This window comes from Vibrio hannami, from assembly GCF_029589055.1.
Classification (GTDB): Bacteria; Pseudomonadota; Gammaproteobacteria; order Enterobacterales; family Vibrionaceae; genus Vibrio; species Vibrio hannami.
The window spans coordinates 123,223-139,688 of sequence record NZ_JARQZP010000007.1; the positions used below are offsets into that span (position 1 = coordinate 123,223).

Genomic DNA, 16,466 nt, shown 5'->3' on the forward strand with positions numbered 1-16,466 from the left:
TAAAGTTATCCAGGTGATTTTTTTATGAACAATTTATTTTGTTCAATAAATTGTGACACATAACAAAATCAGAATGCTCAGTTAGAAGAGTTTGCTAGACCAGCCCAACTTATTGCGGAGTACATGGTAATAGCTGTAATCCTCAGGGTGAATAAGCCTTAGTACATTAGGGCTTTGATAAATAACGATTTCATCAGACGGAGAAACGGGGAGTGAAATTTGTCCGTCGCAGCTTACTTCCTGAGTTCCCCTGTTATCAGGAGAAACGCTTAGCTTAATTTTTCGGTGGCCGTCAACCACCAGTGGTCGGCTGGAAAGGGTGTGCGGGAACATAGGCACGATAGATATAACGTTCAGACTTGGTGATAAGATTGGGCCACCACCAGATAGTGAATAGGCAGTAGAGCCTGTTGGTGTTGATATGATGAGTCCATCGGAACGCTGAGAAAAAGCGAAGCTATCATCAATGTAGACTTCGAACTCTATCATATGGGCTATCTTACCTGGGTGCAGAACCACTTCGTTTAGCGCAGCACTATGGCTTTTTTTCTTACCGTGTCGATACACTTCAGCTTCAAGCAGGAATCGTTCTTCTTCTACATATTGGCCGTCGAGTACCGCTTTAAGCGCGGTTTTAAAATCTTCCGGGTTCAGGTCGGTTAAGAATCCCAGGTTTCCTCGGTTTACACCGATAACACTTATATCAAAGCGGGATAGTACACGGGCAGCACCAAGCATATTACCGTCACCACCCACAACGATAGCCAGATCTGCTTTTTCACCAATATTGACTAAAGAATCGAAGTTCTCTTGAGGAATATCATCCAGGATATCAACTAAACGATCGTCGACTATTGGTTGATAGCCTTCAGAAGATAGCCAGCAAAATAGTTCTTTGTGAGTTTGAACCGCTTTGTGATTACGTGGTTTTCCTATAATACCGATGACTTGGAAGGGCTTTTTCATCTGGATAGTCCAATTGGTAGCAGTTACGCTTGATTCAAAAATATCTGTCCCCATAATAAAGGCAAGTTGATTAAATACGCGAGCGTTTTATCTTAGGATTAATGACAAGCTCGCTATAAACATTGAGTTCCGAAGTCTGGAGATATCATGAGTAACGAAGAAAACAAGGTTAAAGAAGAAGAGCTGAAGCAACAGGAAGGCGTTGAGCAGGAAGTAGCTCAAGAAGAAGTGGAAGCTGTTGGTACTGACGCTGATATCGAATGGAATGAAGAAAGCGAGCAGGAAATAGAAGAGTCTAAAATTGCTCAGCTTGAAGCCGCACTTCTGTCTAGTGAAGCAAAAGTGAAAGAACAACAGGATTCTGTATTGCGTGCTAAAGCTGAAGTAGACAACATGCGTCGCCGTACAGAGCAGCAAATTGATAAAGCTCGTAAATACGCACTAACTAAGTTTGCTGAAGAGCTGTTGCCTGTTATCGACAACCTAGAGCGCGCTATTTCACACGCGAACATGGAAAATGAAGAAGTGAAACCAATTGTTGAAGGCGTTGAGCTTACTCATAAAACTTTTATCGACACTGTTGCGAAGTTTGGCCTGAAAGAAATCAACCCTGAAGGTCAGCCATTCAACCCTGAGTTCCATCAGGCGATGTCTACCCAGGAAAGCGAAGACTTTGAGCCAAACACAGTTATGTTCGTAATGCAGAAAGGTTATGAACTAAACGGCCGTGTTGTCCGCCCTGCGATGGTAATGGTTTCTAAGTAATTCAATCGAATTATTTGTCAAAAGGTCGCTTTCGAAGCGGCCTTTTTTTCATTTACAGGTACTACATTTTTGCTGATTTTTCCCCTAACTGATAAAAATCTGCTCTTTTTTTTAGTCACTCCCTTGAAAACCCATTCGCTGACCTTATCTATGGTGCATACACAAAGAAACATTAGTGTGAATGGGGTTGAATCCCAATTCATCGCCCCCATCTAGGGGGATATAGAAATGATTAAATTGAATTCTCGGAGATAGCCTGATGGGTAAAATCATTGGTATTGACTTAGGTACTACTAACTCATGTGTTGCTGTACTAGACGGCGATGCACCACGCGTAATTGAAAATGCTGAAGGTGAGCGTACAACTGCATCTGTTATCGCTTATACAGACGGCGAAACGCTAGTAGGTCAGCCTGCAAAACGTCAAGCGGTAACCAACCCTCAAAACACGCTATTTGCTATTAAGCGTCTTATCGGTCGTCGTTTTGAAGACGAAGAAGTACAGCGTGATATCGAAATTATGCCTTTCAACATTGTTAAGGCAGACAACGGCGATGCTTGGGTAGAAGCACAAGGCCAGAAAATGGCGGCTCCTCAGGTTTCTGCTGAAGTACTTAAGAAAATGAAGAAAACTGCTGAAGACTTCCTTGGTGAGGAAGTAACTGGTGCAGTTATCACAGTTCCTGCTTACTTTAACGATGCTCAGCGTCAGGCTACTAAAGATGCTGGCCGTATCGCAGGTCTTGAAGTTAAGCGTATCATCAACGAACCAACTGCAGCTGCACTAGCTTACGGTCTGGACAAGTCAGGCGGTGACCGCACTATCGCTGTATACGACCTTGGTGGTGGTACATTTGATATCTCTATCATCGAAATCGACGAAGTTGAAGGCGAGAAGACTTTCGAAGTACTAGCAACTAACGGTGACACTCACCTTGGTGGTGAAGACTTCGACAACCGCATGATCAACTACCTTGTAGATGAGTTTAAAGCAGAGCAGGGCATCGATCTTAAGAACGATCCTCTAGCAATGCAGCGTGTTAAAGAAGCAGCAGAAAAAGCGAAAATCGAGCTTTCTTCTACTCAGCAGACTGACGTAAACCTACCTTACGTAACTGCAGACGCAACTGGTCCTAAGCACATGAACGTTAAAGTAACTCGTGCGAAGCTTGAGTCACTTGTTGAAGACCTAGTTCAGCGTTCTCTTGAGCCACTAAAAGTTGCTCTTAACGATGCAGATCTTTCTGTTGGCGATATCACTGACGTTATCCTAGTCGGTGGTCAGACTCGTATGCCAATGGTTCAGGCGAAAGTTGCTGATTTCTTCGGTAAAGAAGCACGCCGCGATGTAAACCCAGACGAAGCAGTAGCGATGGGTGCTGCAGTTCAGGGCGGTGTACTTGCTGGTGACGTTAAAGACGTACTTCTACTAGATGTTACTCCTCTGTCTCTAGGTATCGAGACAATGGGTGGCGTAATGACTAAGCTAGTTGAGAAAAACACAACTATCCCAACTAAAGCTAACCAGGTGTTCTCTACTGCAGAAGACAACCAGAACGCTGTAACAATCCACGTTCTACAGGGTGAGCGTAAGCAAGCGATGTACAACAAGTCTCTTGGTCAGTTCAACCTAGAAGGTATTCAGCCTGCACCACGTGGCATGCCACAAATCGAAGTAACATTCGACCTAGATGCGGACGGTATCCTGCACGTATCTGCGAAAGACAAGCAGACTGGTAAAGAGCAGAAGATCACTATCCAGGCATCTGGCGGTCTGAGCGATGATGACATCGAGAAGATGGTACAAGAAGCAGAAGCTAACAAAGAAGCGGACAAGAAGTTCGAAGAGCTAGTAACTGCACGTAACCAGGCTGATCAGATGATTCACGGTACTCGTAAGCAAATGGAAGAAGCGGGTGACGCTCTGCCAGCAGACGAGAAAGAGAAGATCGAAGCAGCAATCAAAGAGCTAGAAGAAGTGAAGAGCGGCGACGACAAAGAAGCTATCGACGCTAAAGTTCAGGCTCTGATGACAGCAGCTCAGAAGCTAATGGAAATCGCTCAGCAGCAAGCGCAAGCACAGCAAGCAGCTGGTGGTGCAGAAGCGGGTGAACAGCCTAAGCAAGACGATGATGTTGTTGACGCTGAGTTTGAAGAAGTTAAAGAAGACGACAAAAAATAATTAGTTTTCGTCGCCAGATTGAACGATTTCTGCGTCGAAGGTGCTCATTTATGCTTATAAACTCCGCGCCTTCTCCTTGAACTCGCACAATCTGGCTTAGAAAACACAATTATTTAGTTCTTTTAATAACAGAGCTTCTTTATTGAAATATATTGCGGGCGTCGGGGGTTTCCTTTCGCCCGCAAGTTTGTAAATAAGATTGAGTGAATCTATCTAGGTGATGTCGGTGTGAAGACATTCTCCAGATCGATTTAGTTAAGAAAAATGGCACGATGCCATTTGCAGTAAGAAACGGTATTTAAACACATGTCAAAACGTGATTTTTACGAAGTATTAGGCGTTAGCCGTGATGCGTCAGAGCGCGATATCAAGAAGGCGTATAAGCGTCTTGCGATGAAATACCACCCGGACAGAAACCAGGGTGATGAAGGCGCTGCGGAACAGTTTAAAGAAGTAAAAGAAGCGTACGAAATTCTGACCGATCCTCAGAAGAAAGCGGCTTACGATCAGTATGGTCATGCTGCATTTGAACAGGGCGGCATGGGCGGAGGCGGCTTCGGCGGCGGTGCTGGTGCTGACTTTGGCGATATCTTTGGTGATGTATTTGGCGACATCTTCGGTGGTGGTCGCCGTGGTGGTGGCGGTCAACGCGCTCAGCGTGGTTCCGACCTTCGTTACAACATGGAGCTGACTCTTGAAGAAGCGGTTCGTGGTTGTGAAAAAGAGATTGAAGTACCAACACTGGTTGAGTGTGACGTTTGTCATGGCTCTGGTGCTAAGAAAGGTTCATCACCTCAGACTTGTGGAACCTGTCATGGTCATGGTCAGGTTCAGATGCGTCAGGGTTTCTTTGCGGTTCAGCAAACCTGTCCTACCTGTAACGGTAAAGGCAAGATCATTAAAGACCCTTGTAATGCGTGTCACGGACAAGGTCGTAAGCAGAAGACTAAGACACTTAACGTTAAGATCCCGGCTGGTGTAGATACTGGTGACCGTATCCGCCTGTCTGGTGAAGGTGAAGCGGGTGAGACAGGTGCACCAGCAGGTGATCTGTACGTACAGGTTCATGTGAAAGAGCACCATATCTTTGAGCGTGATGGTAACAACCTATACTGTGAAGTGCCTGTAGGCTTCGCGATGGCTGCGCTTGGTGGTGAAGTTGAAGTTCCTACTCTTGATGGTCGTGTTAACCTGAAGGTACCTGAAGAAACGCAAACTGGCCGTATGTTCCGTATGCGCGGTAAAGGTGTGAAAGGTGTTCGTGGTGGCGGTGTTGGTGACCTAATTGTTAAGCTGGTAGTAGAAACTCCGGTTAAACTAAGCTCGCGCCAGAAAGAACTGCTAAGAGAATTTGCAGAAAGCTGTGGTGGTGATGCTGCAACTAAGCATTCTCCGAAGTCTGAAGGTTTCTTCAAAGGCGTTAAAAAGTTCTTTGATGACCTGACTAGCTAATCTGCCAGCAAAACGAATATTACTAAGCCAGTGAAACTGAAACTATTCGCTGGCTTTTTTATTTCCAGCACTCTAATGGCTCCTTCTTACCATTAGAACTAATAGATAAAACAGGGCATTTATCTGTTGTCTGGTGACCAATGGATTTGACCTGAAGAATATACTCATCGTTGGTTTCAATAACGGAAAAATGAAACCTGCCTCTGTCTGATTGGCATGGAATACCGGCAGAGCAGTACCCTTCTTCTATTACTATCTCCCTGTCTTTTGAAGTATTAAGCGTTTCGATTCGAAGCTGCAATAGCATAAGATCAGACATGGCTTTTACTCTGTGGTTGTTTAGAGTGTGCTGGCTGTATGTTGGCAGTGCTAGTAAAACCAGAGTCCCTAATACCGCTAACACCACAATTAATTCGAGCAATGTCATTCCTGACGACTTCTTGAGTTCATATTTGCAAAAGAATAAACGAATCACTTCCAGCTTTTACCCTCAACATACTTTCTTAATGGATGAGCTTGATAGCATCTGATAATTCTTCTCAGGCGGGCATATGCTGACGGTAAATTTTGGAAATAGTTCGCGGTTTTACTCTGATAGAGCTGGTTGTTGTTCTGCTTATCTTTTCGGTTGCTTTCACTGGCCTGAGTGTCGGTTTTGAATCTTTGTTTGAACAGCTAAGAATGAGGCGAATAGCAGCGGAAATCAGTAGTTTTTTCTTCAATGTTCGTTCAGAAACCATGCACCGAGGAGAAGAGCTGTACGTTGTTGTTAATTCTTCACCGTTAGGTGATTTATCCTGGACTCTTGAATTGCGGTCAGAAAAACAGAGTGAGGCTATTCAGATAGTCGAAGGGCGTTATACGCAAATTCAGGTATCAGGAAGTCAAAATAAAAATGGTCCTGCTTTCATATATATGGACCACATTAGTGCCAAGTACCGGGGAAATGGGCATCTACTTATTCGTTATCAAAATAACCCGGTTAAACCGCTAAAGCTGGTTTACTACGGTATTACCGGAAGAACAAAAATATGCGGTGAAGGTGGTGAGTTCTATGGCTTTCCTAAGTGCTGATATCAGCCATAGAAGCAAACACCATAGATGCGCAGGGTTTACGCTTATTGAGCTAATGGTAGCGACCTTTCTCAGCCTGACGGTGATTACAACCGTCAGTACACTATTTATTACAACTCAGAAACAGGCTTTGATTCGTCATCAGAAAACGCTATTGGCAAAGTCTTTAGATAATGTAATTAGCGAAATTGCCCGAGAGGTAAGACGCGCAGGATATACCTCGGATCTTGGCCAAAAACTGACGTTAATTGGAACTGAGAATACATTTGAGCTTAGCGACAATACACTGACTTTTGCTTATCAACTTAGTGCTTCAGGTGAAAGGTTTTCTGCCAGGTTAATCTCTTACAAAGCTGACACTAAAAAGAAAAAACTTAAGATATGCCATCGGACTATTGCCGACAGAGAGAAGCTTACACAAGGAACTTGTCGCGTCTATTACTCGGTGTTTGATGAGCGAAATATTGCTCTGACGGACTACGATTTTAAGCTGGATTCCGCCTTTCTAAACGATGAAAGGTCATTGTTGAGGATCTCGTTGTCTGCAGAGATTAAGAATCAACCTGGTATCAATATGAGCAGGACAGTTGAAGTAGTACCGAGAAACCAATGAACAAAAACACCGAGCAGGGGATGATCACCTTATTGTTTACGTCATTACTTCTGGTGGCGTTACTTATTCTTACATTAACCAGCTATAGGCCACTTATTTTGCAAACAAGGATGGCAAATAACCAGGTAGCAAAAGCGCAGTCACATTGGATTGCTGAAGGTGGTGTTCAGTGTGTTTACGGACAGTTTAAAACAGGCTCTCAGCTTCCTTCCACATTTCATAAATGCAGTTTGCCCAAAGAGCTGGATATTGAGGTAACCAACCTGGATGCCGTGACTTATCAAATCCAATCTCGTTACCGGTATGCAGTAGTGTCAGCAGTGATCGTTCTTGCTGATGGTGAGTATCAATGGATGCAGGGAGGCTGGCGTGATTTCTAAACAACGAGGAGCCACACTGTTAGAAGTATTGATCGCTTCATCTTTGATTGTGTTCGGCGTTATGGGCAATATCAGGCTACAGGTCTATATGGAGCAGAAAACGGATTACGCGCACCGAAGTACAGAAGCTTTGCGCATTGCTGAATCTCGAATGGAAAGACTATCGATAGAGTTTTCAGAACATTCAGATGCAGTTGAAACCTTGAATGAAGAGGTTCAGTTAGACAATGAATATGAGTTAATAGTATCGATATCTAAGTTGCCAACGGCTACAAGTGGAGATGTGTATCATGTCTCAGTTGAGGTTATCTGGCAAAACAACCAAAGCGAAGTGAATAGTGTCAGCCTAAGTACGGTGATGACTATTTATTCTTAAGGTGTAGCTCGCTAAAATGGCGACCTTTATATCTATATCGGAAAGCTGTTTTGACTAATTCTTTTAATCAACAAGATGAAACCTTTATGCGCAGAGCCATCTCTTTAGCTCATCAGGCAGAGTTAGAAGGAGAGGTGCCTGTGGGAGCGGTTTTAGTCAAAGACGGAGAAGTTGTCGCTGAAGGATGGAATCGCTCCATTGGATTACACGATGCTACAGCGCATGCTGAGATACAGGTTTTGAGAAAAGCGGGTGAAGTTCTGGAAAACTACAGGCTGACTGATACTACTTTATATGTGACTCTGGAACCGTGTCCTATGTGTGCCGGGGCGCTTCTACATAGCAGGGTAAAACGAATCGTATATGGAGCTCCCGATCTAAAGGCTGGTGCGGCAGGAACGGTGCTGAATCTTTTCGAAACTCAGGCAGCTTATCATTACGCGACGATAGAGGCAGGACTGCTCGAAGAAGAGTGCCGTACGCAGTTGCAGGCATTTTTTAAAAGAAGAAGAAAAGAGAAAAAGGAACAGAAAAAGTTGAAAGCTCAGGAACAGGGTTCTGAGGGCAAAGATTCTTGAAGTTGAAGGCTTTGCCCAGGTTTTACTAAGTTTTAGCCGAAGACTTCGGTCTGGACATACGCGCGGTGACGCCAGATGATTTTCTTCTTATTGTTTGCAAGCATGCGCTTGCGACGGTTTGCAGAGGCGGTCTTCGCCACGGATTTATTAGTCGTTCGTTTTTTTCTAGAGAACATTTGTTATTCCCCCATAATTAGTAGCTGTCGGCTACTTCAGTTTTCAGTTGTTTACTTACCTACTGTTATAGTTTGCTTTTATTACCGCAATATTAAAGCTGGCAGTTGCCAGCTTTTTAACATTATAGCTCAGTTGAAGTTATTGAGTCTTCAATGATTGGGGCAGAACCTTCTGGCTGTGGTGGAACTGATTCTGGTGGCGCAACTTCCGGTGATTCAGCTGCTGGGCTAGTATTGCCTGAAGACGTTTCATCACCTATTGCTTTCGGAGTTGCTACTTCAGGCTCTTCCGGTAGTTCAACTTCTATTACCTGTAGATCATCAACATTGACGTCTTCTTCGGTGACCGCTTGCTTTTCTACGTGACCAATAATCGACTGGTAGTAACGGCGGATATTTTCAACGTAGTTACGGGCTTCATCGCCACGAGCATAACCATAGCGAGTTTGGCTGTAGTATTTTTCTTCTTCAGCAGAGGAAGCCGGTCTTTCACATCTGTCCATGCATCAGGATTTCCGCCTTGCGCTCTGGTTAGGCGGCGGGCGTCCAACATATGACCGTAACCAACGTTATAAGATGCCAAAGCAAACCAAATTTTTTCATGCTCGGCAATGGAGTCGGGCACTCTTTCGACAATACCTTTCAGGTACTTCACACCACCTTTGATCGACTGCTCAGGATCTAAACGGTCTTTCACGCCCACAATTTTGGCTGTTGGTAAGGTCAGCATCATCATACCGCGCACGCCTGTTGGGGATTTTGCTTTTGGATTCCAGTGCGACTCCTGATAGGAGAGTGCAGCAATTAATCGCCAGTCAAACTCACCAGAGTACTCTTTAAATAGAGGCTCCCACTTAGGAAGTTTGCTGTCTAGGGCGCGGATAAAGGCGCGAGTATCGACATAATCGAAGCTATCAACGTGACCGAAGTACTTCTCTTCCAGTTGTGCTAAATCACCAGATGAGTTCATAGAGCCAAAGAACTCTATCAAAAGAGCATATAGGCTTTCGTCGTCCGATTTTCGCATATACCAGGAAACAGGAAGATCCTCAGTAAGCTCAAACGCAAGAGCAATATCCGGATAAAGCCTTTGAGTTAAAGAGAGTTCAACAGAGTCTGCTACCGTGTAGGCAAGCTCGCCATTAGAGACTTGTCTCAGCAAATCTTTAACGTCCGAATTTCGGTTGATATCGTATTTCAATTCAGGGTTTACGAGCTCCAGGTGGTTTAGTGTTTTTTCAAACTGGGAGCCAGCAACAACAGTCAGCTTATCTTCAGTTTCATTCAGCCTTTCTATCAGCTTATCCAGATTGCGAGGTCGCCACGAGCCGGTTTTATAAACGACTTGCTCACTGACATAGTAGTAAGCAGGAGCGGCGCGATATTGTTTTATACGCTCAGCAGACTGGCTCAAGCCTGCGGCTACGATGTCTATTTCATTTTTGTCCAGTGCAGGAAAAAGTCCGGATAAACGATACGCAGGTTTGATTTCCAGCTTAACGCCGAGCTCATCTGCAAATCGCTTAGCTAACTCATAATCAAGACCAGTTGGGCCATCAGGACCAATATAGTATGCGAGTTGGTTATTTAGGGTACCTACTCGCAAAACACCGCGCTCGCGGATCTTATCTAATTCGCTCATTGGATCGGAGTCGATCTGGCAGCCAGAAATAGCTATCAGGGCAATCAGTAAACTAATCAGTTTTATATATGTTCGTTTAAAAGCAATACGCATTACAAATAGAGGCAAGGTTTTGTATTAGCTATTTATAACAGAGGGGAGTATGTCGAGCAAAGCAGGATTCAAAAACATTGATGATTTGCAAAGTTACCTGAAAATTCACAAATTGCGTGATATATGAAAAAAATGACGCAAACGGTTGCTTTGGGTGTTACGTCACAAAAAAATACTCTATAATACGCCCGCAAATGAGCAGGTGAAATTGGTGTAAGTTTAGTATTTGTCGTAACTTATTGAATTTATTCCAATACCACTTAATCCACTGCATATAAGAGACCTAAGCACATGGAAATACTCCGCGGCTCCCCAGCTCTTTCTGAGTTTCGAGTTAACAAACTGTTGGAACTGTGTCGTGAAAACGCGTTACCAATCACTGGTATTTACGCTGAATTCATGCACTTTGCTGATGTAGAATCAGCGTTAGATTCCTCCGAGCTTGATAAGCTGAAAAAGCTTTTGACCTACGGTCCAACTATCCAGGAGCATGAACCAGAAGGTCTTCTACTTTTGGTGACGCCTCGTCCTGGCACGATTTCCCCATGGTCTTCTAAATCTACAGACATCGCAAACAACTGTGGTCTGACTAAGGTAAAACGCCTTGAACGCGGTACTGCTTACTTTGTAGAAGTTGCGCAAGAGCTTACAGAAGAACAGGTTCAGGTTCTGAAGTCTCTGATTCATGACCGCATGATGGAAACTGTATATTCAGAGATGGAATCAGCACAGGCACTGTTTACCGTTGCTGAACCTGCTCCGGTACAGGCTGTAGATATTCTTGTTGGTGGTCGCAAGGCTCTGGAAGAAGCAAACGTATCTTTGGGTCTTGCTCTAGCAGAAGATGAAATTGACTACCTGGTAGAGAACTTTACTAAGCTAGGTCGTAACCCTAATGACATCGAGCTAATGATGTTTGCGCAGGCGAACTCAGAGCACTGTCGTCATAAGATCTTCAACGCAGACTGGACAATCGATGGTGTTGAACAGGAAAAATCTCTGTTCAAGATGATCAAAAACACTTTTGAGACAACTAGTGACCATGTGCTGTCTGCATATAAAGACAACGCAGCGGTAATGACTGGCTCCAAAGTAGGTCGTTTCTTCCCTAACCCTGAATCGCGCCAGTACGATTACCATCAGGAAGATGCACACATTCTGATGAAGGTGGAAACTCACAACCACCCAACCGCGATCTCTCCATGGCCGGGTGCTTCTACAGGTTCTGGCGGTGAAATTCGTGATGAAGGCGCAACTGGTATTGGTGGTAAACCAAAAGCAGGTCTTGTTGGTTTCACTGTATCTAACCTTAAGATTCCTAACTTCGTTCAGCCTTGGGAAACAGATTTCGGTAAGCCAGGTCGCATCGTAAATGCACTGGACATCATGCTTGAAGGCCCACTAGGTGGCGCGGCATTTAACAACGAATTTGGTCGTCCTAACCTGCTGGGTTACTTCCGTACTTACGAAGAAAAAGTAAGCTCTCACGCTGGTGAAGAGGTACGTGGTTACCACAAGCCAATTATGATCGCTGGTGGTATGGGTAACATCCGTGACGAACATGTTCAGAAGCGCGAAATCCCTGTAGGTGCGAATATCATCGTACTGGGTGGTCCGGCAATGAACATCGGCCTTGGTGGTGGTGCCGCTTCTTCAATGGCATCTGGTCAGTCAGCGGAAGATCTTGATTTTGCATCGGTACAGCGTGAAAACCCAGAGATGGAGCGTCGTTGTCAGGAAGTTATCGACCGCTGCTGGCAACTGGGCGAAGACAACCCAATCGCATTTATCCACGATGTGGGTGCAGGTGGTATCTCTAACGCACTACCTGAGCTGGTTGATGATGGTGAGCGTGGCGGTAAGTTCCAGCTACGTGATGTACCAAACGATGAGCCGGGAATGAGCCCGCTTGAGATCTGGTGTAACGAATCACAGGAACGTTACGTTCTGGCTGTAGGTCAGGAAGAGATGGCAACATTTGATGCTATCTGTAAGCGAGAAAGAACACCATATGCGGTTGTAGGTATCGCTACTGAAGAGCGTCACCTGACTCTGGAAGATTCACATTTCGACAATACACCTATCGATATGCCGATGGATATTCTTTTGGGTAAAACACCTAAGATGCATCGTGATGTGAAATCTCAGAAAGCGGAAAGCCCAGCGTTTGACACTACAACTGTTGAGCTTGATGAAGCGGTTGATCGAGTACTTCGTCTGCCAGCTGTTGCAGAGAAAACTTTCCTTATCACAATCGGTGACCGCAGTGTAACGGGGCTAGTTGCTCGCGATCAGATGGTTGGTCCATGGCAGGTTCCTGTTGCTAACTGTGCCGTGACTGCGGCAAGTTACGACACTTACCACGGTGAAGCGATGTCTATGGGTGAAAGAACACCTGTAGCACTTCTTGACTTCGCTGCATCTGCTCGTCTTGCTGTTGGTGAATCACTAACTAACATCGCAGCGACACATATCGGTGATATCAAGCATATTAAACTGTCTGCTAACTGGATGTCTCCAGCGGGTCACCCTGGTGAAGATGCTGGTCTTTACGAAGCTGTTAAAGCGGTTGGTGAAGAGCTATGTCCTGCTCTTGGTCTGACAATTCCTGTTGGTAAAGACTCAATGTCTATGAAGACCAAGTGGGAAGAGAATGGCGAGCAGAAGGAAGTGACTTCTCCGCTATCGCTAATCATCACTGCATTTGCCCGTGTTGAAGATGTTCGCCGCACAGTAACACCTCAGCTACGCACTGATAAAGGTGAATCAAGCCTTGTTCTTGTTGACCTTGGTAACGGTAAAAACCGTATGGGTGCAACAGCACTTGCTCAGGTGTACAAGCAGCTTGGTGACAAGCCAGCAGACGTTGATAACGCTGAGCAACTAAAAGGTTTCTACGATGCAATGCAGGCACTGGTTAATGATGACAAACTGGTTGCTTACCACGATAAAGGTGACGGTGGTCTGTTCGTTACTCTTGCAGAGATGGCGTTCGCCGGTCACTGTGGTGTGAAAGCAGATATATCTGACCTTGGTGAAGATGAGTTGTCAGTGCTGTTCAACGAAGAGCTGGGAGCAGTAGTTCAGGTTCTGAATGAAGATCTGGATGCGGTACTAGCTACTCTTGCTAACTACGGTCTTGCAGAGTGCAGCCACGTAATTGGTGAAGTAGAGCAGTCGGATAAGATAACTCTATCTAAAGAAGATAAAGTTATCGTTGAGCGCAGCCGTACAGAGCTTCGTACAATCTGGGCTGAAACAACCCATAAGATGCAGGCACTACGTGATAATCCGAAGTGTGCGGATCAGGAATTTGCAGCAAAAGCGGACGACAACGACCCTGGCCTGAACGTTAACCTAACGTTTGATGTGCAGGAAGATGTAGCTGCGCCATACATCCTGAAAGGTGCTAAGCCTAAGATGGCGATTCTGCGAGAGCAGGGTGTAAACTCTCACGTTGAAATGGCAGCGGCGTTTGACCGCGCTGGCTTCGAAGCTATCGATATCCACATGAGCGATATCCTGACAGGTCAGGCTGTGCTTGATGAGTACAAAGGTCTGGTTGCTTGTGGTGGCTTCTCTTACGGTGACGTACTTGGGGCGGGTGAAGGTTGGGCTAAGTCTATCCTGTTCAACCAGCAGGCTCGCGACCAGTTTGAAGGCTTCTTCAAGCGTGAAGATACGCTAGCACTTGGTGTTTGTAACGGTTGTCAGATGCTGTCTAACCTGCACGAGCTTATTCCGGGTGCAGACCTGTGGCCACGCTTCGTACGTAACGAATCAGAGCGTTTTGAAGCTCGCTTCAGCCTGGTTGAAGTTCAGAAGTCTGACTCTCTGTTCTTCTCTGGTATGGAAGGTTCACGCATGCCAATCGCAGTATCTCACGGTGAAGGCCGCGTAGAAGTTCGCGATGAAGCGCACCTGAATGCGATTGAAAACTCAGGCACAGTAGCAGTTCGTTATGTAGATAACTTTGGTAATGCAACTCAGCAGTACCCGAACAACCCGAACGGTTCACCAAATGCGATTACCGGTCTGACAACAACTGATGGCCGTGTAACCATTATGATGCCACACCCAGAGCGTGTGTTCCGTACAGTTGCAAACTCGTGGGCGCCGGATTCATGGGGTGAAGATTCTCCATGGATGAGGATGTTCCGCAACGCTAGAGTTAATATCGGTTAATAGCTGCGTGAGAGACTCTATCTCTGCGTCAAAGGTGCTCATTTACTATCGTAAACTCCGCGCCTTTTCCTTGACCTAGAGCCTCTCACTTGCTGTAAACCGACATTAAGTTGTAGGTAAATTAATTTAAGTTTAAAAACGCGAGCTATCGATGCTCGCGTTTTTGTTGGTTCTCGCTCCCATGCTCCTGCGTGGGAGTGTATAGCTTTGGTATGAATTTTATCTTTAATGTGTTCTAATGCGCGCGAATTGATAGTTACAGGAAAATCAGATGAGCAATAGTAAAAAGTTTAGCTATAAAGTTGTTGAAAAACGAAGTGGCTGGGCGGCAGAAATTATTCGTCAGGTATCAGCCAGACGTACAGTAGTTTCTAAGAGACAAATGGGCTTTGAAACGGAAGCTGAAGCTATTGCATGGGCAGAGAAAGAACTACCTGCATTTATCGCACTTCAATCAGAGCGTAATAAACGTAAAAGCGAAGGGCGTAAGGCTAAGGAAGAGTAATTTCTGGCCGACTGTTGATGGAGTAGAACCTTTCTGACGTTAGATAAAGCTACAGGTGTCATCCTCGCGTAGGCGGGGATCTAGTGTGCATCAACTGATTAGATTCCTGCCTTCGCAGGAATGACGTTACAAAGAGGTGTTTCTCTAAGAGAGGGCTAACGGAGTGTTAGCCCTTTTTGATACGGGTTTACATCTGATCCAAACGAATATGACTATTCATCAGATCATCGCGTGTAATGCCTTTACCATCATTCAGGTTATTGAAATGACGTAGCAGCTCAGTGATTGCGTGGATGGAAGCCAACAGATCACCTGTATGTGCAGACTCAGAAGAGGTATGCATATTACGGATAGGGTAGCCAATAGAAATTGCTGCACTATCAACACCGGCAAGCGCTGCCGCCATACCGTCCGTACCCATATCGCGGCCAGAGAAGTCCAGCTGATATGGAATCTCTTTTTCACGACATACCGCTTCCATTTCATGAACCAGGTACTCTGAAGTTACTGAACCTCGGCCAATGGTAAAGCCATCACCCATTTTCAATTGGTTCATATTACGGCTGCCAATTCCCGGAGCTGCTTCGTAGTCGTGATTAACGTCTGTAGCAACTAGAACGTCAGGTTTTAGTTCACCAACAACCTGAGTAGAACCAAAGCGGCCAATCTCTTCATGTGTAGCAACAGTATAAAGAACGCGAACGTTCTCTAGACCTTCATCAGCCAGAATACGAGCAACTTCTGTAACAGAGAAACAACCCAGGCCGTTATCAAGATAAGCGCCATAGAAAGTATCTGGTGATACGCCACGTTTAATTGGACGGTTAAGAAGGATAGGGTCGCCTGCGCGCAGACCAAGGGCTTCTACTTGTTTCTTACGCTCTTCACCGTGAGTGTGAAGCTCAAGGTAGATTGACTCAGGTTTAATCCCCTGATCGCCTGAGCGTTGCTTTTGAGTCGAGAAGTGGATTGCACCAAGAGCTTCAACGGTGCAGCCTTCGATCATCTTGTAACGACCAGGTTGTTCCGGATTCTGGCAGAACACCTGTACTTCATGGCCGATCAGTGTGGTCGGCAGGAACGAATCTGTGTTGATCCATACTTTACCATCGTTATCGATCTTACGAACCTGCATGCGGATTTTGTCGGCATGACCAACGATCATTACGCTGACCAGATCATCGCGACCAGGATGGGAATCAAAGACTAAACCAGCATTACCTTTGAACTGGTGAACGCCCCAGCCCTTAGGCATAAAGGACTCGAATTCTGGCTTGATAACACCATAGGTCATAGCAGCTTCGAAACCGATTGGAGACGGTGCAGCTAGAACCTTAGACATAAACTCGAACTGAGCTTGAGGCATTGGCTGTTGCCATGCCTGTGTTTTATTGTTTTCTGAACTCATATGTGACTCTTATAAAAATAAAAAAATGCCTTCCATAATCAGAAGGCATCAAACTTTTAACGTCGTCATTC

General features: G+C 45.3%; 12 protein-coding genes and 2 pseudogenes. 10 read left to right on the forward strand and 4 right to left on the reverse strand.

From position 1 onward, the window contains the following. Nucleotides 1-81: 81 nt before the first annotated feature. Entirely contained in the window at nt 82-966 is an 885-nt protein-coding gene (gene nadK / locus P7F88_RS14905) for an NAD(+) kinase (RefSeq protein WP_277825972.1), read from the reverse strand. A gap of 147 nt (nt 967-1,113) precedes the next feature. Between nadK and grpE the strand changes: the two genes are divergently transcribed. The 3 genes from grpE to dnaJ all read left to right on the forward strand — a co-directional run bounded on the left by grpE (nt 1,114) and on the right by dnaJ (nt 5,365). Beyond that, nucleotides 1,114-1,731 (forward strand): nucleotide exchange factor GrpE, encoded by a 618-nt coding sequence (gene grpE, locus P7F88_RS14910; protein ID WP_277825974.1) that lies wholly within the window; start codon nt 1,114-1,116, stop codon nt 1,729-1,731. Between the two features lie 259 nt (nt 1,732-1,990). Then, nucleotides 1,991-3,913 (forward strand): molecular chaperone DnaK, encoded by a 1,923-nt coding sequence (gene dnaK / locus P7F88_RS14915; protein WP_277825976.1) that lies wholly within the window; start codon nt 1,991-1,993, stop codon nt 3,911-3,913. A gap of 306 nt (nt 3,914-4,219) precedes the next feature. Further along, nucleotides 4,220-5,365, forward strand: coding sequence for a molecular chaperone DnaJ (gene dnaJ, locus P7F88_RS14920; protein WP_277825978.1), 1,146 nt, complete (start codon nt 4,220-4,222; stop codon nt 5,363-5,365). A 58-nt stretch (nt 5,366-5,423) separates the two neighbouring features. Here the strand turns inward: dnaJ and P7F88_RS14925 are convergent, their stop codons facing one another. After that, the gene (locus tag P7F88_RS14925; RefSeq protein WP_277825979.1) at nt 5,424-5,840 is read right to left on the reverse strand and encodes a type IV pilin protein; all 417 of its coding nucleotides are present in this window, start codon (nt 5,838-5,840) and stop codon (nt 5,424-5,426) included. A 92-nt stretch (nt 5,841-5,932) separates the two neighbouring features. Here P7F88_RS14925 and P7F88_RS14930 point away from each other — a divergent pair, with 92 nt between their 5' ends. Genes P7F88_RS14930 through tadA form a run of 5 tightly spaced genes read left to right on the forward strand, consistent with a single transcriptional unit; the run spans nt 5,933 to nt 8,386 of the window. Continuing rightward, nucleotides 5,933-6,439, forward strand: coding sequence for a pilus assembly FimT family protein (locus tag P7F88_RS14930; protein WP_277825980.1), 507 nt, complete (start codon nt 5,933-5,935; stop codon nt 6,437-6,439). Next, on the forward strand, nt 6,420-7,052 hold the full coding sequence (locus P7F88_RS14935) for a PilW family protein (protein ID WP_277825981.1): 633 nt from the start codon (nt 6,420-6,422) through the stop codon (nt 7,050-7,052). Before P7F88_RS14930 ends, P7F88_RS14935 begins: the two co-directional genes overlap by 20 nt. Then, complete coding sequence (locus tag P7F88_RS14940; RefSeq protein ID WP_277825982.1) at nt 7,049-7,432, forward strand: hypothetical protein; 384 nt, start codon at nt 7,049-7,051, stop codon at nt 7,430-7,432. Before P7F88_RS14935 ends, P7F88_RS14940 begins: the two co-directional genes overlap by 4 nt. Beyond that, nucleotides 7,422-7,808, forward strand: coding sequence for a type IV pilus modification PilV family protein (locus tag P7F88_RS14945; RefSeq protein ID WP_277825983.1), 387 nt, complete (start codon nt 7,422-7,424; stop codon nt 7,806-7,808). The genes P7F88_RS14940 and P7F88_RS14945 overlap by 11 nt, the downstream gene beginning before the upstream one ends. Nucleotides 7,809-7,858: 50 nt before the next feature. Then, nucleotides 7,859-8,386 carry a tRNA adenosine(34) deaminase TadA gene (gene tadA / locus P7F88_RS14950; protein WP_277825984.1) on the forward strand — a complete coding sequence of 176 codons (528 nt, stop codon included), beginning with the start codon at nt 7,859-7,861 and terminating at the stop codon, nt 8,384-8,386. A 298-nt stretch (nt 8,387-8,684) separates the two neighbouring features. Here the strand turns inward: tadA and mltF are convergent. Further along, a pseudogene (mltF, locus tag P7F88_RS14955) lies at nt 8,685-10,297 on the reverse strand (membrane-bound lytic murein transglycosylase MltF). Between the two features lie 291 nt (nt 10,298-10,588). Between mltF and purL the strand changes: the two are divergent. Beyond that, nucleotides 10,589-14,482 carry a phosphoribosylformylglycinamidine synthase gene (gene purL / locus P7F88_RS14960; protein ID WP_277825985.1) on the forward strand — a complete coding sequence of 1,298 codons (3,894 nt, stop codon included), beginning with the start codon at nt 10,589-10,591 and terminating at the stop codon, nt 14,480-14,482. A gap of 271 nt (nt 14,483-14,753) precedes the next feature. Further along, nucleotides 14,754-14,984, forward strand: a pseudogene (locus P7F88_RS14965) (DUF3622 domain-containing protein); the annotation flags it as partial. A gap of 190 nt (nt 14,985-15,174) precedes the next feature. On the opposite strand, the gene P7F88_RS14970 reads toward P7F88_RS14965, so the two are convergent. Further along, the gene (locus tag P7F88_RS14970; RefSeq protein ID WP_277825987.1) at nt 15,175-16,395 is read right to left on the reverse strand and encodes a M20/M25/M40 family metallo-hydrolase; all 1,221 of its coding nucleotides are present in this window, start codon (nt 16,393-16,395) and stop codon (nt 15,175-15,177) included. Nucleotides 16,396-16,466: the final 71 nt, after the last annotated feature.